Source organism: Streptomyces sp. NPDC034037, assembly GCF_055575715.1.
The window spans coordinates 256,630-275,138 of record NZ_JBVISC010000007.1; the positions used below are offsets into that span (position 1 = coordinate 256,630).

Genomic DNA, 18,509 nt, shown 5'->3' on the forward strand with positions numbered 1-18,509 from the left:
GCGAGGAGACGGGCGGGCATGAGCACGGAGGCGGGAGCGACCCCGATTCCCCCGCGCCCCACCGCGCCGCCCCGCCCCACGGCCCCGCCGGACGAGCCGCCCCCCGCGCCGTCCGCCCGCTTCCCCGACGTGCGCCCCCGGGTCGACGAGGACTGGCTCTTCGACGCCCTGCGCCCCACGCCCCCCTCCGAGGACCCCGACCACGCGTCCCGGGTGGCGGACCTCCTGGCCCCCTTCACCGAGGCGGCCCGCAGCAGGCCCCGCACGCTTCCCCGCCACATCCCGGCACCCCGCCCCAGCACGCCCCCTGCCGCCGAAGCGACGCCCCCAACGGCCGCCGCCGCCAAGAACACGACAGCCACGGGGACCGACGGCGTGGCGGGCGTACGAGACGCTGATGCGCAGGCCGCGGCCCCGCCCGCCGGTGACCTGCCGAGCCGACCCCGCGTAGAGCCGTCCGGCGAGCCGTCGACGCCCGCCCCACCGTCCGCGCCGGCGCGCACCGGCGAAGTGCCGCCCGCCGAACCGCCCACGCCCCGTGCGTCGTCGGCCCGTGCCGGGCAGGTGCCGGACGGGTCGTCGTCGGGGGAGGCGGCTGCCCCGACCCAGCACCTCGGCCCGGGCCGCCCGGCGGTCGGCGGCCCGATGACGGGTTCCGGCGCCGGCTCCGGGCGCCCCCTCGTCTTCCTCGCGCGGCCCGCCCTGGACGACGGCGCCTTCGCCCGGCCGCGCTCCCTCCGGGCCTGGGCGCGGCCCCGTGCCGTCGCCGCCGCCGTCTGCGTCGTCCTCGGACTGGGGCTCATCGGCGGTGCGGTGACCGGGAGTTGGCTGACCGGCGAGTCGGTGGCCAACGGCGGGTCCCCGCGCAGCGCGTACAAGGTCACCGGCGACCTGTGGCACAGCGCGCCCGTCGACCGGCTCTTCCCGCCCGACCTCAAGGGCGAGGGCGCGGGCCCCGGCGGCGCGGACCGCTCCTGGACCCGGGTCGCCGTCGCCCCCGACAGCGGCTGCGGGGCCGCCTTCGACCCCCTGCTGGCGAGGGCCCTCGCCCCCGTCGGCTGCCTGCGGCTGCTCCGCGCCACGTACACCGACGCGACCCGCAGCCACGTCACCACCGTCGGCCTGCTGTTCACCAAGGCGGACGCGGACGCCATGCGGGCGCTGCGGAACCGCTTCGCACGGGAGGGCCTCGGCAGGCGCCCGGACCTGATGCCGAGGACGTACCCGGCGAAGGGCACGGTCGCCGAGGGCTTCGGCGACGCCCAGCGCGCGTCCTGGACGGTGTCGGTGCTGCCGGACGCACCCGTCGTCGCGTACGCCGTGTCCGGCTTCGCGGACGGCCGCGTCGTCACGGACCCCGAGCCCGCCACCGAGGCGATGGGCGCCACCGCCACCTCGATGCCCGCCCAGTCCGGTCTCGGCCACGAGGCGAAAGGCATCGCGGACCGCGTCGAACGAGGCCTGCGCAAGACCATCGTCCGAGCGGAGGAGGCATGAGGAACACCCGCCGCACCCGCCCGAACCGCCGCACCCACCCGGACCGCCGCACCCGCCCCCATCGCCGAAACCACCCCCGCCGGCCGCTCCTCGCCGCCGCGCTCACCGCCGCCCTGGCCCTCGCCCCCGCCGCCCCCGCCCACGCCGACGACGGCATCCGCGCCCAGCAGTGGGCCCTGGACGCCCTGCACACCGACCGGATATGGCAGACCACCAAGGGCGGCGGCATCACCGTCGCCGTCCTGGACACCGGCGTCGACGACCGGCACCCCGACCTCGCGGGCAACGTCTTGGCGGGCAAGGACCTGATCGGCTTCGGTGCCGGCCGCGGCGACCGCCCCTGGGCCCGGCACGGCACCGCCATGGCCGGCATCATCGCGGGCCACGGGCACGGCGAGGGCAACGGCGACGGCGTACTGGGCATCGCGCCCGAAGCGAGGATCCTGCCGGTCCGGGTGATCCTCGAAGACGGCGACCCCGCCCGCGGAAAGGCCCGCGACACCCGGGGCACCGCCCTGGCCGAGGGCATCCGCTGGGCCGCCGACCACGGCGCGGACGTCATCAACCTCTCCCTCGGCGACGACTCCAAGTCCGCCCACCCCGAACCCGCCGAGGACGCCGCCGTCCAGTACGCCCTGAAGAAGGGCGTCGCCGTCGTCGCCTCCGCGGGCAACGGCGGAGAGCGCGGCGACCACATCTCCTACCCGGCCGCCTACCCCGGCGTGATCGCCGCGACGGCCGTCGACGAGAACGGCGCCCGCGCCGCCTTCTCCACCCGCCGCTGGTACGCCACCGTCGCCGCGCCCGGCGACGACATCGTCATCGCCGACCCCGACCGCAAGTACTACGAGGGCTGGGGCACCAGCGCCGCCTCCGCGTTCGTCTCCGGCACCGTCGCCCTGCTCCGCGCCGCCCACCCGCACCTCACGCCCGCCCAGCTCAAGCAGCTCCTGCGGGACACCGCCCGCGACGCCCCGCCCGGCGGCCGCGACGACTCCCGCGGCTTCGGCCTGATCGACCCCGCGGCCGCCTTCGCCCGCGCGGGCCGGCTCGCGCGGGACAAGCCCCGCACGACGGCGTACGGAGCCAAGTACTTCGGCCCGGGCCCCGAGGAGGCCGCCTCCGACAGCGGCCCCGCCCCCTGGGTCGGGCCCCTCGCGGGAGTCCTCGGCGTGGGCCTGCTCGTGGCCGGCATCTGCCTCTGGCGCGGACGCCTCGGCCCCCTGCCGACCTCGCGGCCCCGCGACTGACGGGACGGCGCCCACCGCCAGGCCGCCCAGGGGAGACCCGGACAGGCCGCCGCAAGGCGCCTCTGTAGGGTCGGGGCGTGGCGAACAAGAACATTCCCGACCCCGGCTTCTCCGACGACGACGGCACCGCCGACCCCCGGCTGGCCGCGGCGCTCACCGCCTGGTCGCAGGACCGCACGGCGCACGGCCCCGTCCTCGAAGCCCTCGCCGGGGCGCGGCTCCTCGTCCCCGTCGTCGCCGTCCTCGGCGAGGTCGAGGAGGACGAGAACGGCCTGCGCCGCGAGAAGACCAGCGACATGGCCGTCCCCACACTGCGGGCCGGTGACCGCAAGGCGCTGCCGGCCTTCACCTCCACCGAGGCCCTCGCGCTGTGGGACCCGGCCGCCCGGCCCGTCGCCGTGCCCCTGCACCAGGCGCTCCAGGCCGCCGCCCACGAACAGGCCGACACGATCGTCCTCGACCTCGCGGGCCCCGTCCCCTACGAACTGGGCCGCACCGCGCTGCTCGCCCTCGCCGAGGGCCGCGCCAGCGCCGACCCGCTCGCCGACCCCGCGGTCACCGGCGCCGTGCGCGCGGCCGTCGCCGCCGAGCCCGCCGTGCTCCGCGCCCACCTCGGCCCCGGCAGCTTTGACGGCATCCTCGCCCTGGTCGTCGACCCGGCCGCCGACCCCGCCGAGACGGCCCGGCGCGTGGCCCACCGCATCACCGCCGACGAAACACTGAGGGCCCGCCTGGTGCGCGGCCTCGACCTGGCACTCCTGCCGGCCGAGGCGACGCCACCGGGCGAGCCCCTCTACGTACGTACGGTGTGAGGGCTCAGCCGAAGACCGGCCCCGTGTACTTCTCGCCCGGGCCCTGACCCGGCTCGTCCGCCACGATCGACGCCTCGCGGAACGCCAGCTGCAACGACTTCAGTCCGTCCCGCAGCGGCGCCGCGTGGAAGGAGCTGATCTCCGTGGCGCTCGCGTCCAGCAGACCGGCCAGCGAGTGGATCAGCTTGCGGGCCTCGTCGAGGTCCTTGTGGCCCTCGCCGCCCTCGGCGAGTCCGAGGTTCACGGCGGCGGCGCTCATCAGGTGGACCGCCACCGTGGTGATCACCTCGACCGCGGGGACGTCCGCGATGTCGCGGGTCAGGGTGTCGAAATCGGGGGAGTCGCCGGCGGGGGACTCGGGGGTGGGGGTCGCGTCGCTCATGTCCACACGATAAGCCGCGCACCGCGCCGGCCCCGCCCCGGGAGAGGACGGAGGGACCGGTTCGCTCCCGCCCGGGGGAGCTGCTAACCTTGTGTAACGACCGGCCGGAGACCCGCGTGCCAACGCAAGGATCCGGCCCACAAGTGGAGGCTCCGATCTCCCACCTGGCCGCTCCCTGAGCGGCGGGTCACCGGTCAGGCGGCCGAAGCCTCAAGGCTTTGGGTCGCCCGATGTGCGCCCCGCGATCACCGCGGAGGTGCTCCGGTAGTACGTGGAGCCCCTTCTGTGATCGGTCGGGGCATTTTTTGTGGCCCCGCTCGGTTGGTCCAGTCAACAGACGTAACGCGGCTGTCCGCCAGACGGCCGCGTGGTGCTACCGAGGAGGATCCATCAGCGCCGAGCCCCGCATCAACGACCGGATTCGCGTTCCCGAGGTGCGACTTGTCGGTCCCAGCGGCGAGCAGGTCGGGATTGTTCCGCTTGCCAAGGCCCTGGAGCTTGCGCAGGAGTACGACCTCGACTTGGTCGAGGTGGCCGCCACTGCGCGTCCGCCGGTCTGCAAGCTCATGGACTACGGGAAGTTCAAGTACGAGTCGGCCATGAAGGCCCGTGAGGCGCGCAAGAACCAGGCGCACACGGTCATCAAGGAGATGAAGCTCCGGCCGAAGATCGACCCGCACGACTATGACACCAAAAAGGGTCACGTCGTCCGGTTCCTCAAGCAGGGCGACAAGGTCAAGATCACGATCATGTTCCGTGGTCGCGAGCAGTCCCGCCCCGAGCTGGGCTTCCGGCTGCTGCAGCGTCTCGCTTCGGACGTCGAGGACCTTGGGTTCATCGAGTCCAGCCCGAAGCAGGACGGCCGAAACATGATCATGGTTCTCGGTCCGCACAAGAAGAAGACCGAGGCGATGGCCGAGGCCCGTGAGGCCCAGGCGGCCCGCAAGGCGGACGCGAAGGCCAACCCCGGCCGCTCGCAGAACTCCGCCGAGGGGGAGGAGCTCTCCGAGGAGGCTCCCGCCGAGGCCCCGGCCGAGGCCAACGCCGAGGCCTGATCTCCCGGACGCGAGTCCAGGCGATCGCCAACTGACACATATGGCTCCCGGATGCCCGGTTTCACGACCGGGCATCGGAGTGCCACTGACGAGGAGAGAACGGCGCTATGCCGAAGAACAAGTCGCACAGCGGTGCCAGCAAGCGCTTCAAGGTCACCGGCTCCGGCAAGGTGCTCCGCGAGCGTGCCGGCAAGCGCCACCTGCTCGAGCACAAGTCGTCCCGTCTGACGCGTCGTCTCACCGGCAACGCCGAGATGGCCCCGGGCGACGCCAAGAAGATCAAGAAGCTTCTCGGCAAGTGAGTCCGGGCGCGCACCGCGCGTCCGAACTCTGACCGGGACCCAATCGATACCGGGTCGTGTGAGTCCAACCACGGCCCCGCTACAAGGAGTAAAAAGTGGCACGCGTCAAGCGGGCAGTCAACGCCCACAAGAAGCGTCGGGCGATCCTCGAAGCGGCCAGCGGCTACCGCGGCCAGCGCTCGCGCCTGTACCGCAAGGCCAAGGAGCAGGTCACCCACTCCCTGGTCTACAACTACAACGACCGCAAGAAGCGCAAGGGCGACTTCCGTCGGCTGTGGATCCAGCGCATCAACGCCGCTGCCCGCGCCAACGGCATGACGTACAACCGCCTCATCCAGGGTCTGAACGCCGCCAACATCGAGGTGGACCGCAAGATCCTCGCGGAGCTGGCCGTCAACGACCAGAACGCGTTCGCCGCGCTGGTCGAGGTCGCGCAGAAGGCGCTGCCGAGCGACGTCAACGCGCCGAAGGCCGCGTGACGCTGCGCTGAGCGTTGTTTCGGACCCGTGGGCCTGGTGGCCTGCGGGTCCGTTTCTGTTCGGGGGCGCGCCCGCCCCCTGCCGTCCGCGGGTTCGTGTGTGGCTGGTCGCGCAGTTCCCCGCGCCCCCTTCCGGGGCGCTGTCCCTGAGGTGAGTTTTATGGTTGCCGCTGAATTGATCTCCTCCAAGTCGCCGCGCGTCAGCGCCGCCCGGCGGCTCGCCAAGCGGAATTTCCGGGGCAAGGAGCGGCTGTTCCTCGCCGAGGGGCCGCAGGCCGTGCGGGAGGCCGCCGGACACGCGGACACGCTCGTCGAGCTGTTCGCCACCGTCGAGGCCGCCGAGCGCTACGCCGACATCGTGGGGGAGGCCCGCGGCGCCGGGGCCCGGGTGCACCTCGCCGACGAGGACGTCATCGCCGACATCTCCACGACCGTGACCCCCCAGGGCCTCGTCGGCATCTGCCGGTTCCTCGACACCCCGTTCGAGGAGATCCTCGCCGCGCGGCCGAAACTCGTCGCCGTCCTCGCCCACGTGCGCGACCCCGGCAACGCCGGGACCGTGCTGCGCTGCGCCGACGCCGCCGGCGCCGAGGCCGTGATCCTCACGGACGCCTCCGTGGACCTCTACAACCCCAAGTCGGTGCGCGCCTCCGTCGGCTCCCTCTTCCACCTGCCGGTCGCCGTCGGCGTCCCCGTGGAGCGCGCCGTCCAGGGGCTGAAGGACGCGGGCGTCCGCATCCTCGCCGCCGACGGGGCGGGCACGGACGACCTCGACACCGAACTGGACAAGGGCACCATGGGCACCCCCACCGCCTGGGTCTTCGGCAACGAGGCCTGGGGGCTCCCGGAGGAGACCCGCGCACTCGCCGACGCCGTGGTGCGCGTTCCGATCCACGGCAGGGCCGAGAGCCTCAACCTCGCGACGGCCGCCGCCGTGTGCCTCTACGCCTCCGCCCGTGCACAGCGCGCCGCCGGAGGGTGCCGCTCCGTCACATCGAGCTAGTAGGGTGACGGGCCAGTCCGAGAGGTGGGGTACGGGGAATGAGTGTCGGCACCAGAAGAGCACCGGGAGTACAGGACCTCGTCCGTGCCCGCACGGACCGCGGCGCTCCAGGTGATCTCGGCGACCTCGGACTGGACCCCGACGAGCTGCCCGACGGGCTCGTCGTGGCGGACGAGACGGGCCGGATCATCTGCTTCAACGCGGCGGCCGCACGGATCACCGCCGTCCCCGCCGCCGACGCCCTCGGCGCGCCCCTGGAGCACGCCCTGCCGTTAGAGGACCTGGAAGGCCGCCGCTGGTGGCAGCTGACCGACCCCTACGGCGGCCTCGCCATCCGGGTCGGCCAGCCCGAGCGCAATCTGCTGCTGCCGGGCGGCCGCGAGGTGCTGGTCTCCGCCCGCTATCTGCGCACCGCCCGCACCGGGCCCGTGCGCCGCGTCGTGGTCTGTCTGCGCGACACCGAGGCCCGCCGCCGCACCGAGCGCAGCCACGCCGAGCTGATCGCCACCGTCGCCCACGAGCTGCGCTCGCCCCTCACGTCCGTCAAGGGCTTCACGGCGACCCTGCTCGCCAAGTGGGAGCGGTTCACGGACGACCAGAAGAAACTGATGCTGGAGACCGTCGACGCCGACGCCAACCGCGTCACCCGGCTGATCGCGGAACTGCTCGACATCTCCCGCATCGACTCCGGCCGCCTCGAACTGCGCCGCCAGCCCGTCGACGTGGGCGCCGCCGTGGGCCGCCACATCCGGGCCTACGTCGCCTCCGGCCAGGACGCCGCCCGCTTCCTCGTACGGCTCCAGCGGCCGCTGCCCGACCTGTGGGCGGACCCCGACAAGATCGACCAGGTGCTGAGCAACCTCCTGGAAAACGCGGTGCGGCACGGCGAGGGAACGGTCACCATCGATGTGGCGCCCTCCTCCTCCGCGCGCGAGCGGGGCGGCGCCGAGACCGCCGTGACCGTCAGCGACGAGGGTCCCGGCATTCCGGAGGAGTCGATGGGCCGCGTCTTCACCCGCTTCTGGCGGGGCAGCAAGCGCGGCGGGACGGGACTGGGGCTGTACATCGTGAAGGGCATCGTGGAGGCGCACGGCGGGACGATCACCGTCGGCCGCGCCCCGGGCGGCGGCGCGCAGTTCCGATTTACGTTGCCCGTGGGGGCTCCCGCGTACCTCCTGTGAGTCGCCGACCGGCCGTCGGCGACTGACGGCGAGGACGTCCTGAGCAGCCCGCGGGCGCATTCGAACACCGCACCCCCGGTAGACTCGGTCGTTGGCACTGTGCGTCCCCAATCCTTGGGACACTCCGTCTCCGATTCGTCGACGGGGACCATCCGCCAGCCAACCGGAAGCACGGGAAGAGATGTCGGCACCGAACAAGTCGTACGACCCTGTTGAGGTCGAGGCACTGAAACCTGAAGAGATCGAGCGCATGCGGGACGAGGCGCTCGCCGCCTTCGCGGCCGCGGACAGCCTCGACGCGCTCCAGGAGGCCAAGGTCGCGCACACCGGCGGCACCTCGCCGCTGGCCCTCGCCAACCGCGAGATCGGAGCGCTGCCCCCGCAGGCCAAGGCCGAGGCCGGCAAGCGCGTCGGCATGGCACGCGGCGCCGTGAGCAAGGCGCTGGCCGCCCGCCAGGCCGAGCTGGAGGCCGAGCGGGACGCCCGCGTCCTGGTCGAGGAGGCGGTGGACGTCACGCTGCCCTACGACCGCACGGCCGCCGGCGCCCGGCACCCGCTGACCACGTTCATGGAGCGCGTCTCGGACGTCTTCGTCGCCATGGGCTACGAGGTCGCCGAGGGCCCCGAGGTCGAGGCGGAGTGGTTCAACTTCGACGCCCTCAACTTCACGCCCGACCACCCGGCCCGGCAGATGCAGGACACGTTCTTCGTGCAGGGCCCCAAGGGCGCCTCCGGCGACGAGTCCGGTGTCGTGCTGCGGACGCACACCTCCCCGGTGCAGGCCCGCGCCCTGCTCGAACGGCGCGAGCCGCCCGTCTACATCGTCTGCCCCGGCCGCGTGTACCGCACGGACGAGCTGGACGCGACGCACACCCCGGTCTTCCACCAGATCGAGCTGCTCGCCGTCGACGAGGGCCTGACCATGGCCGACCTCAAGGGCACCCTCGACCACATGGTCCAGGCGCTCTTCGGCCCGGACATGAAGACGCGGCTGCGGCCGAACTACTTCCCGTTCACCGAGCCGTCCGCCGAGATGGACATGGTGTGCTACGTCTGCCGCGGCGAGTCCGTCGGCAACCCCGACCGCCCCTGCCGCACCTGCGGCAGCGAGGGCTGGATCGAGCTGGGCGGCTGCGGCATGGTCAACCCCAAGGTGCTGACCGCCTGCGGCGTCGACCCCCGGAAGTACAGCGGATTCGCCTTCGGGTTCGGCATCGAACGGATGCTGATGTTCCGCCACAACGTCGAAGACATGCGAGACATGGTCGAGGGTGACATCCGGTTCACCCGGCCGTTCGGGATGGAGATCTGATGCGGGTCCCGCTTTCCTGGCTGCGGGAGTACGTCGACCTCCCCGCCACCGAGACCGGCCGTGACGTGCAGGCCAAGCTCATCGACGTCGGCCTGGAGGTCGAGACCGTCGAGCAGCTCGGCGGCGGCCTCAAGGGCCCGCTCGTCGTGGGCAAGGTCCTCACCATCGAGGAGCTGGAGGGCTTCAAGAAGCCCATCCGCTTCTGCACCGTCGACGTCGGCACCGCCAACGGCACCGGTGAACCGCAGGAGATCGTCTGCGGCGCCCGGAACTTCGCCGTCGGTGACAAGGTCGTCGTGGTGCTGCCCGGCGCCGTCCTGCCCGGCGACTTCGCCATCGCCGCCCGCAAGACGTACGGCAGGACCTCGCACGGCATGATCTGCTCCGGCGACGAGCTGGGCATGGGCGACGACGGCTCCGGGGGCATCATCGTGCTGCCGCCCGAGCACGAGGTCGGCACCGACGCCATCGAGCTGCTCGAACTGGTCGACGAGGTCCTGGACATCGCCGTCACGCCCGACCGCGGCTACGCCCTGTCGATGCGCGGCGTCGCCCGCGAGACCGCCATCGCCTACGGCCTGCCGCTGCGCGACCCGGCGCTGCTCGACGTGCCCGCGCCGAACTCCTTCGGCCACCCCGTCAAGATCAGCGACCCGCTCGGCTGCGACCGCTTCACCGCCCGCACCGTCACCGGCCTGCAGCCCGAGGCCCGCTCGCCGATCTGGCTCAAGCGACGCCTGCAGAAGGCCGGGATGCGCCCCATCTCGCTCGCCGTCGACGTCACGAACTACGTGATGCTGGAGCTGGGCCAGCCCCTGCACGCCTACGACCGCTCCCGCATCCAGGGGACGATCGGCGTGCGCCGGGCCGAGCAGGGCGAGAAGTTCACCACGCTCGACGGCGCCCAGCGCGTCCTCGACGCCGAGGACCTGGTCATCACCGACGACCGCGGGCCCATCGGCCTCGCGGGCGTCATGGGCGGCGCCAACACGGAGATCGCCGACCACGCTGCCGAGAGCGGCACCACCGATGTCGTCATCGAGGCCGCGCACTTCGACGCGCTCTCCATCGCCCGCACCGCGCGCCGCCACAAGCTGGGCTCCGAGGCCGCCAAGCGCTTCGAGCGCGGCGTCGACCCGCAGGCCGCCTCGGCCGCCGCCCAGCGGACCGTCGACCTGCTCGTGCTGCTCGCGGGCGGCACCGCCGAGGCCGGTGTCACCGAGGTCATCGCGCCCACCGCGCCGCGCACGATCACCATGCCCGCCGACCACCCCGACAGGGTCGCCGGTGTGACCTACGGCCGCGAGACCGTCGTACGCCGCCTCCAGCAGGTCGGCTGCGACGTGTACGGCCAGGACGACCTGACCGTCACCGTGCCGTCCTGGCGCCCCGACCTCGCGGAGCCGAACGACCTCGCCGAAGAGGTCATCCGCCTGGAGGGGTACGAGAACCTCCCCTCGACCCTGCCCAAGCCCCCCGCGGGCCGCGGCCTGACCGAGCGCCAGCGCCTGCACCGCCGGGTCGGGCGCGCCCTGGCCGGCGCCGGGTACGTGGAGGCGCTGAGCTACCCCTTCATCGGGGAGAGCGTCTTCGACCAGCTCGGCCTGGCGGCGGACGACCCGAACCGCCGCGTGGTCAAGCTCGTCAACCCGCTCTCCGACGAGGAGCCCGCCCTCCGTACGACGCTGCTGCCGGGGCTGCTCGCGGCGCTCCGCCGCAACGACGGACGCGGCAGCCACGACCTGGCGCTCTTCGAGACGGGCCTGGTCTTCCACCCGCAGGACGAACTGAAGGTCGCGGTGCGGCTGCCCGTCGACCGGCGGCCCACCGACGAGGAGATCGCCTCCCTCACCGAGGCGCTGCCCGTCCAGCCCCGGCACGCCGCCGTCGTCCTCGCGGGCGCCCGCGAGCAGGCCGGCTGGTGGGGCAAGGGCCGCCCGGCCGACTGGGCGGACGCCGTCGAGGCGGCGCGCACCCTGGCCCGCGAGGCCGGTGCCGAACTCATCGTCGACCAGGGGCAGTACGGCCCCTGGCACCCGGGCCGCTGCGCGGAGCTGAAGGTCGTCGTCGACGGCGACATCGTCACCGTCGGCCACGCCGGCGAGCTGCACCCGCGGGTCGTCAAGGCGCTGCACCTGCCCGCGCGCACCTGCGCGATGGAGCTGGACCTGGACCGCCTGGCGCAGGCCGGCGAGGGCACGCCGCGCGCACCGCGGATCTCCACCTTCCCGGTGGCCACGCAGGACGTCGCGCTGATCGTCGACAAGGAGGTGCCGGCCGCCGTGGTCGAGTACTACCTGACCGGCGGCGCGGGTGAACTCCTCGAGTCCATCCGGCTGTTCGATGTATTTGTTGGGTCACAGATCGGCGAGGGCAAGAAGTCCCTGGCGTACGCGCTGCGCTTCCGCGCGGCCGACCGCACGCTGACCGTCGACGAGGCGTCGGCGGCCCGTGACGCGGCCGTCGCCCTGGCGGCCGAGCGCACGGGCGCGGTGCTGCGCGGAGCGTAACCGCGTTCTGTCCCTGCCGACAGGCGCACCCTGAGGCGCACAGAGGGTCTCATCCGGATCATCGGATGAGACCCTCACTCATTGGAGTGACAACAGGCATCACCCTGGCCCGATCGGGTCACTCGGTCGACAGAATCAGAGCGGCCGTAGGGGTCGGCCTGCGCGCTGGACGGGGCCTTAGGGGGACCGACGGCATGATGATGATCCGTATCAGGGCTGGGGCTCCCCGCCGTTCGATGTCCTGGGCGAGGACCAGGGTGAGGACCGGGGCGAGGTCCGGGGCGAGGACGAGGGCGGGCGCGGGACGCCGAGGCCCCCGGGACCGCGACCGGAGCGCGGTCCTGTGCATCGGCAGACCCCGGGCCGCGTCCCGGCTGCCTCCCCGGGTGGGCCGCAGGCGGTTCCGCCGCCCGCTCACGCTGGGGCTGCCGACCGTCTGGGGCGCCGTCGCCGTCACGTACAAGCTGCTCTGCCCGCTCGCCCAGCAGAACGGCATGGGGGCGCGGATCGTCAGCAGCGCGGTCTTCTTCGCCGTCGGGTCCGGGCTGGTCGTGCACGTCCGCCGGGCGCTGCTGCGGGAGTTGCGGCAGGTCCGCGAGGTCGCCGGGGCCGCGCAGAACGCACTCCTGCGCCCCCTGCCGCCCCGCCTCGAAGGCCTCGCCCTGGCTGCCGGACGGTTCTCGGCCGCACGGGGCGCCTCCGTCGGGGGCGACCTGTACGAGGTGGTCGCCGGCGACCACGGCGTGCGCGTCGTCATGGGTGACGTCCGGGGGCACGGCATCGGCGCCATGGCGACCGTCGCCGCCCTTCTCGGCAGCTTCCGCGAGGCGGCCCACGACGAGCCCGAACTGCCGCTGGTCCTGAGCCGGTTGGAGCGGACCCTGGCACGGCACCTGCACGAGCGGGCCTCTGCCGGGTACCCCGTCGGCGGCGTCGTGCCGGACGCCCCGTCGGCCGAGGAGTTCGTCACCGTCCTGCTCCTGGAGATCGGCGCGGACGGGGAGGTCTCCGCGCTCAACTGCGGCCACCCCTGGCCCTTTCTGCTGAGCGGTCACGCCCGGCCGCTCGCCGCCGCCGACCCGCTGCCCCCGCTCGGCCCCTTCCCGCTCCCCGCCGACCTGCCCGTGCTGTCCTGCGGCCGATTGCTGCCGGGCGAGGCCCTCGTCCTGTACACGGACGGCATGGAGGACGCCCGCGACGCGGCCGGGGAGTTCTTCCCGCTCCAGGCCGCGCTCACCGAAGCCGCCCGCGTCCCCGCCCTCTCCCCGCAGTGCCTCATCCACTCGGTCCAGGCCGAACTGCTGCGGCACACCGGGCGGTCGCCCTCCGACGATGCGACCCTGCTCGTCGTGCGCAACGACCGCACCCGGGCCCGCGCCCCGCACCCGGAGCCGGAGTGCCGGGCCCGCACGATGAGTTGAACGCCGCCCGCCCCGCCATGGTGTCGGGCAGACGGCGGGGACGGACGGCGCCGGGACGGGCCGCCGCACTGCGTGAGGGGGGAGCCGGCGGCCCACCGGCCTCTTCTCCTGAACGAGGCACCCCAAGTCAAGCGAGCCCACACGGCGCGCGGCAGAGCGCACACCCCCCGGACCCGGGCACTCCGTTCACACCCCGTGTGAAGGCACCTCCACTACGCTGAGAAGCACCGAGCCACCGGAGGGCATTCATGCAGCCCAACACCCTGCTCGACGCGATCCTCGACGAAGCCGGCATCTCGCACGCGGGACTCGCCGCACATGTGAACCAGGCCGGGAAGTCCAGAGGACTCGCGCTGCGCTACGAACACACCGCCGTCTCCCGGTGGTTGAAGGGCCAGCGCCCACGCGGCCAGGTCCCCGACCTGATCTGCGAGGTGCTCGCCGCCCGGTTGCGGCGGCCCGTCACCCTCGACGACATCGGCCTCGGCCTGCCCGGCACGCCCGCCACCGCCCGCACCGGCACGCCGTCCTCCACACTCTCCGGCTTCGTGGAGCGGGCCACCGCCCTGTGGCGCTCGGACGAACAGCAGCGGCCCCACCTGCTCGGCGCGCCCGCGGTCACCGGCACCCCCGCGGTGATGCCGGTCTGGGAGTGGGAGAACCCGCCCGAGGACGTCGACGTGTCACGGGGCGGACACCACCCCGTCAGCACCGCCGACATCGACATGATGCGCGCCGCCCGCGCCCACTACGAGCAGATGTACCGCAAGACCGGCGGCATCGCGACCCGCACCCGCATCGTCGGCTTCCTGAACGCGGAGGCGGCGCCCCTCCTGCGCGGCAGCTACACCGACGAGATGGGACGCCAACTGCACCGCTCGACGGGTGGGTTGGTGGCCATAGCGGGTATCTGCGCCTACGACTCCGACGCCCACGGCCTCGCCCAGCGCTACTTCCATCAGGCCCTGCGGCTGGCAAAGGCCAGCGGCGACCGGGGACTTGGGGCGTACGTCATCGCACTGCTGGTCAACCAGTCGCTGTTCATGCGCGAATACCGCCAGGCCGTGGCGTTCGCCGAGGCGGCGCTGCGGGCCGCGGGCCGCGACCTGACCCCGGCGCTCGCCTCCGACCTGTACGCGATGCAGGCCAAGGCGTACGCACACCTGGGCGACGGCAGGAGCGCGCTGTCGTGCATCCGGCGTGCGGAGGCCGCCGCCGACCGCATCCTGCGGGGCCGCGAGCCGGACGAGACCGGTTATGTCCAGCCCGGACTGGTCAACGTACAAGTGGCGGAGGCCCTGCTGAGCCTCGGCGACCTGGCCGGCGCCCATGAACACGCCGCGGCCGCCGTGGACACGCCGGCGCACGACCGGGGCAGGGTCCACCGGCTGGCCATGCTCAGCCAGATCGAGCTGCGGCAGGGGAACACCGACGAGGCGGTGGCCACCGCCGTGCAGATGGCGGAGCAGGCGCGCGGCATGGAGTCGCAGCGGCTGCGCGACCGGCTGCGCGCCGTGCGCGAGCACCTCGTCCGCAGCGACTGCGCGGGCACCGCCGAGGCGGCCGCCCTCATCGACGGGGCGCTGCGCGTGCCGCTGTGACCCCCTGACGCTCCGCCGCGCACCCTGCTCTGCGGTCTTCCCCTGCTGCGATATTGCCATCTACTCGGCGGAAGGTGGCAGAACCGTGCAGTGGACGAAACAGAGCGAACAAACTGTGTATGGAAATCGATGGTTCACGGTCAATCTGGCAGACGTGGAGCTGCCCGACGGCCGGCACCTGGACCACTTCCTCATCCGGATGCGGCCCGTGGCCGTGGCCACCGTCGTCAACGACGCCAACGAGGTGCTGCTCCTGTGGCGGCACCGCTTCATCACCGACAGCTGGGGCTGGGAGCTGGCGGCAGGCGTCGTCGAGGACGGCGAGGACATCGCGTACGCGGCGGCACGAGAGATGGAGGAGGAGACCGGCTGGCGGCCGGGCCCGCTGCGGCACCTCATGAGCGTCGAGCCCTCCAACGGGCTCACCGACGCCCGGCACCACATCTACTGGTCCGACGAGGGGACCTACGTAGGCCATCCCGAGGACGACTTCGAGTCGGACCGCCGTGAGTGGGTCCCTCTCAAGCTCGTCCCCGACATGGTGGCCCGCGGCGAGGTCCCGGCCGCCAACATGGCCGCGGCGCTGCTCCTCCTGCACCATCTGCGTCTCGGCCAGGACACGCACGCCGGCCAGGACACGCGCCTCGGCCAGGACACGCATCTCGGCCAGGGCCCCGGCTAGCGGCCCATGGCCTGCCAGAACGCGACGGCGAACGCCGCGACCGACGCGAGGGCGACGATCGTGGGCAGCGGCCAGCGCGTGTGCTCCAGTGCGATGACCCTGGCCTCCAGGGCCGCCACGTTCTTGGCGGTCTGCTCGTCGTGCTGAGTGAGCAACGCCAGCCGTCCGTCGACGCGGGCCAGGCCCACGTCCAGGCCGCGGCGCAGCTCGGCGAGTTCTTCCGGGACCACGGCACTCTCGCCGTCGATGGTCACGAGGGCACTCCTCTCTGTAGTGGCGCGTCCCCCCTTCATCCGCACGGGCAGTCAACTCGCCTGGTGGAGCGGGCGGGAGCGTGTGCGACGGGCATATGCGAGCCCACCGCGCACACGGTGTGTGAACGCCGCGGGCCCGGCACTCGAAGGAGTGCCGGGCCCGTCGGCGCGCGGGAATTCACACCGGGTGTCAGCCGTAGGTGTAGAAGCCCGAGCCGGTCTTCCGGCCGAGGCGGCCCGCGTCGACCATCCGCTGGAGCAGCGGGGGAGCGGCGTACAGCGGTTCCTTGTACTCCATGTACATCGAGTCGGCGACCGAGGCGACCGTGTCCAGGCCGATCAGGTCGCTGAGCTTGAGCGGGCCCATCGGGTGGGCGCAGCCCATCTCCATGCCGTTGTCGATGTCCTCGCGGCTCGCGATGCCCGACTCGAACATCCGGATCGCGGAGAGCAGATACGGGATGAGCAGCGCGTTGACCACGAAGCCCGAGCGGTCCTGGGCGCGGATCGCGTGCTTGCCGAGGACCTTCTCGACCATGACCTGGGCCCGGCTGATGGTGCCCTCGGACGTGGTCAGCGCCGGGATCAGCTCCACGAGCTGCTGCACCGGCGCCGGGTTGAAGAAGTGGATGCCGATGACCTGGTCCGGCCGCGAGGTCGCGACGGCCAGCTTCACCAGCGGGATGGAGGAGGTGTTGGAGGCGAGGATCGCGTCCTGCCGGGTCACCACCTGGTCGAGCACCTGGAAGATCTCGGTCTTGACCTGCTCGTTCTCCACCACGGCCTCGATGACGAGGTCACGGTCGGCGAACTCGCCGAGGTCCGTGGTGAAGCTCAGGCGCTCCAGCGCCGCGTCGCGCTCCTCGTCGGAGATCTTGCCGCGCTCGGCCGCCTTGGAGAGTGAGTTGTACAGCCGGGTACGGCCGATCTCCAGGGCCTCGCCGGTGGTCTCCGCGACCTTCACATCCAGTCCGGAGCGGGCGCAGACCTCTGCGATTCCGGCGCCCATCTGGCCACAGCCCACCACTCCGACGCGTGCGATATCGGTCATGGAGTCGGTCACCTCGTGCCTTTCGCTGATCAACGGGGCCGGCAGGTCCCCCGTCCCCCATATGGATGCGGTGCCTGCCTCGGCCGTGAACGTTACTCCGCGATGAGGGGTCCATGGCGTGCCGGGTCGGGCATGCTGTCCGCAACCCGGCGAAAGGGGCCGGACACAGCGAGCTGAGGGGCGTACAGATGAGGCGTATGTCACGCCGGGGTTTCTCGGTGGCGGCCGCGGCGGCGATCGCGGGCCTGGCGACGGCCGGACAGGCGGCTGCGGCCCCCGGCCGGCGCCGCAAGAAGGAGCGCGAGCTGCGGGCGATGTGGCTGGCGACCGTGGTCAACCGCGACTGGCCCTCCAAGCCGGGCCTGCCCGCGCAGCAGCAGCGCGCCGAGCTGCTGGCCCACCTCGACACCGCGGTGAACCGCGGACTGAACGCGGTGGTCTTCCAGGTGCGGCCCACCGCCGACGCGCTGTGGCCCTCGCCGTACGAACCGTGGTCGGAGTATCTCACCGGCACGCAGGGCAAGGACCCGGGCTGGGACCCGCTGGGCACCGCGGTGCGGGAGGCGCACCAGAGGGGCCTGGAGCTGCACGCGTGGTTCAACCCCTTCCGGATCGCCAACCACACCGACCCCTCGCGCCTCATCGCCTCGCACCCCGCGCGCGTGCACCCCGACTGGGTGGTGCCCTACGGCGGGAAGCTCTACTACAACCCGGGCCTGCCCGAGGTGCGGCGCTTCGTGCAGGACGCGATGCTCGACGCCGTGCGCCGCTATCCGCTGGACGCGGTGCACTGGGACGACTACTTCTACCCGTACCCCGTCGCGGGCCAGACCTTCGACGACGACGAGGCCTTCGCCCGCCACGGCGGCGGCTTCCCCGACCGCGCCTCCTGGCGGCGCGACAACATCGACCGGCTGGTGCGGGAGATGTCCGGCCGGATCAAGAAGACCCGGGGGCGCACCCAGTTCGGGGTCAGTCCGTTCGCGGTCTGGCGCAACCTCGCGACCGACCCGACCGGCTCGGACACCCGGGCGGGCGTCCAGACGTACGACGATCTGTACGCGGACACCCGCGGCTGGGTGAAGAAGGGCTGGCTCGACTACATCGTGCCGCAGGTGTACTGGAACATCGGCTTCCCGGCGGCGGACTACGCCAAGCTGGTCCCGTGGTGGAACGACGTGGTGCGCGGCACGGGCGTACGCCTGTACATCGGCGAGGCCCTCTACAAGGCGGGCGACCCGGCGCAGCCCGCGGCCTGGCAGGACCCCGCGGAGCTGTCCCGCCACCTCACGTACGCCGAGGGCTTCGACGAGGTGCGCGGGCACGTCTACTTCTCGGCGAAGGAGGTCGGCGTCGACCGGATCGGCGCGATGGCCCGGGTGGTCGCCGACCACTACCAGGAGCCGGCGAAGCCACCGCGCTGAGACCCGTGGCGGTAGGGCCTCTCTTCCGGATCTTGCCGGGCTCGCGGCCTGATCCGAAAGAGAGGCCCTAGCTCGCCGGGTCCTGGTGCTGTACGACGGTGTCGGGGCCCGGCGAGACCAGCGTCTCGTGCCCGTTCTCGAACCGGACCCGGTACGGCGGGCCGCCGTCCGCGCCCAGGACCTCGACGACCTCCGCGATCCGGTCGCTCTGCCCGACGACCCTGCCGTGCAGCACCAGCTTGTCACCTGCGGTTGCGCGCATCTGGAGTGCTCCCTCGTCCCTCTCGACGGTCG

18 protein-coding genes are annotated in these 18,509 nt (G+C 72.8%); 14 read left to right on the forward strand and 4 right to left on the reverse strand.

What is annotated here, in order from left to right:
• The first annotated feature begins 18 nt into the window (after positions 1-18).
• From ACZ516_RS25145 to ACZ516_RS25155, 3 genes are all read left to right on the forward strand, one after another.
• Entirely contained in the window at positions 19-1,497 is a 1,479-nt protein-coding gene (locus ACZ516_RS25145; RefSeq protein WP_469011718.1) for a hypothetical protein, read from the forward strand.
• Positions 1,494-2,747, forward strand: coding sequence for a type VII secretion-associated serine protease mycosin (mycP, locus tag ACZ516_RS25150; RefSeq protein ID WP_469011719.1), 1,254 nt, complete (start codon positions 1,494-1,496; stop codon positions 2,745-2,747). Before ACZ516_RS25145 ends, mycP begins: the two co-directional genes overlap by 4 nt.
• Positions 2,748-2,824: 77 nt before the next feature.
• Complete coding sequence (locus ACZ516_RS25155) at positions 2,825-3,559, forward strand: SseB family protein (protein WP_469011720.1); 735 nt, start codon at positions 2,825-2,827, stop codon at positions 3,557-3,559.
• 4 nt (positions 3,560-3,563) lie between these two features.
• Here ACZ516_RS25155 and ACZ516_RS25160 read toward each other — a convergent pair whose 3' ends face one another.
• Positions 3,564-3,941 carry a DUF1844 domain-containing protein gene (locus ACZ516_RS25160; RefSeq protein WP_358699297.1) on the reverse strand — a complete coding sequence of 126 codons (378 nt, stop codon included), beginning with the start codon at positions 3,939-3,941 and terminating at the stop codon, positions 3,564-3,566.
• Between the two features lie 389 nt (positions 3,942-4,330).
• Here ACZ516_RS25160 and infC point away from each other — a divergent pair, with 389 nt between their 5' ends.
• From infC to ACZ516_RS25210, 10 genes are all read left to right on the forward strand, one after another.
• Positions 4,331-4,996: a translation initiation factor IF-3 gene (gene infC, locus ACZ516_RS25165; protein ID WP_358577958.1), complete on the forward strand. Its 666-nt coding sequence runs from the start codon at positions 4,331-4,333 to the stop codon at positions 4,994-4,996.
• A gap of 107 nt (positions 4,997-5,103) precedes the next feature.
• Complete coding sequence (gene rpmI / locus ACZ516_RS25170) at positions 5,104-5,298, forward strand: 50S ribosomal protein L35 (protein ID WP_007829094.1); 195 nt, start codon at positions 5,104-5,106, stop codon at positions 5,296-5,298.
• A gap of 95 nt (positions 5,299-5,393) precedes the next feature.
• Positions 5,394-5,777, forward strand: a complete 384-nt coding sequence (rplT, locus tag ACZ516_RS25175) for a 50S ribosomal protein L20 (RefSeq protein ID WP_358577712.1) — start codon at positions 5,394-5,396, stop codon at positions 5,775-5,777.
• 159 nt (positions 5,778-5,936) lie between these two features.
• Positions 5,937-6,779, forward strand: a complete 843-nt coding sequence (locus tag ACZ516_RS25180) for a TrmH family RNA methyltransferase (RefSeq protein ID WP_358577714.1) — start codon at positions 5,937-5,939, stop codon at positions 6,777-6,779.
• Between the two features lie 38 nt (positions 6,780-6,817).
• Positions 6,818-7,960, forward strand: coding sequence for a sensor histidine kinase (locus tag ACZ516_RS25185; RefSeq protein ID WP_469011721.1), 1,143 nt, complete (start codon positions 6,818-6,820; stop codon positions 7,958-7,960).
• 181 nt (positions 7,961-8,141) lie between these two features.
• Positions 8,142-9,272: a phenylalanine--tRNA ligase subunit alpha gene (pheS, locus tag ACZ516_RS25190; RefSeq protein WP_358577719.1), complete on the forward strand. Its 1,131-nt coding sequence runs from the start codon at positions 8,142-8,144 to the stop codon at positions 9,270-9,272.
• A complete protein-coding gene (gene pheT / locus ACZ516_RS25195) occupies positions 9,272-11,782 on the forward strand; it encodes a phenylalanine--tRNA ligase subunit beta (protein WP_469011722.1) in 2,511 nt (836 codons plus the stop codon). The genes pheS and pheT overlap by 1 nt, the downstream gene beginning before the upstream one ends.
• 386 nt (positions 11,783-12,168) lie before the next feature.
• Entirely contained in the window at positions 12,169-13,203 is a 1,035-nt protein-coding gene (locus tag ACZ516_RS25200) for a PP2C family protein-serine/threonine phosphatase (protein WP_469011723.1), read from the forward strand.
• A gap of 248 nt (positions 13,204-13,451) precedes the next feature.
• Positions 13,452-14,804 carry a transcriptional regulator gene (locus tag ACZ516_RS25205; protein ID WP_469011724.1) on the forward strand — a complete coding sequence of 451 codons (1,353 nt, stop codon included), beginning with the start codon at positions 13,452-13,454 and terminating at the stop codon, positions 14,802-14,804.
• Between the two features lie 85 nt (positions 14,805-14,889).
• Positions 14,890-15,486 carry an NUDIX hydrolase gene (locus ACZ516_RS25210; protein WP_361078801.1) on the forward strand — a complete coding sequence of 199 codons (597 nt, stop codon included), beginning with the start codon at positions 14,890-14,892 and terminating at the stop codon, positions 15,484-15,486.
• On the opposite strand, the gene ACZ516_RS25215 is transcribed toward ACZ516_RS25210, so the two are convergent.
• Together ACZ516_RS25215 and ACZ516_RS25220 are read right to left on the reverse strand one after the other, a co-directional pair.
• Positions 15,483-15,740, reverse strand: a complete 258-nt coding sequence (locus ACZ516_RS25215; RefSeq protein ID WP_469011725.1) for a hypothetical protein — start codon at positions 15,738-15,740, stop codon at positions 15,483-15,485. The genes ACZ516_RS25210 and ACZ516_RS25215 overlap by 4 nt on opposite strands.
• 190 nt (positions 15,741-15,930) lie before the next feature.
• Entirely contained in the window at positions 15,931-16,791 is an 861-nt protein-coding gene (locus ACZ516_RS25220) for a 3-hydroxybutyryl-CoA dehydrogenase (RefSeq protein WP_358577733.1), read from the reverse strand.
• A gap of 188 nt (positions 16,792-16,979) precedes the next feature.
• Between ACZ516_RS25220 and ACZ516_RS25225 the strand changes: the two genes are divergently transcribed.
• A complete protein-coding gene (locus ACZ516_RS25225; RefSeq protein WP_469011726.1) occupies positions 16,980-18,215 on the forward strand; it encodes a glycoside hydrolase family 10-like protein in 1,236 nt (411 codons plus the stop codon).
• A gap of 67 nt (positions 18,216-18,282) precedes the next feature.
• Here the strand turns inward: ACZ516_RS25225 and ACZ516_RS25230 are convergent, their stop codons facing one another.
• Entirely contained in the window at positions 18,283-18,477 is a 195-nt protein-coding gene (locus tag ACZ516_RS25230) for a DUF1918 domain-containing protein (RefSeq protein WP_361078794.1), read from the reverse strand.
• Positions 18,478-18,509: the final 32 nt, after the last annotated feature.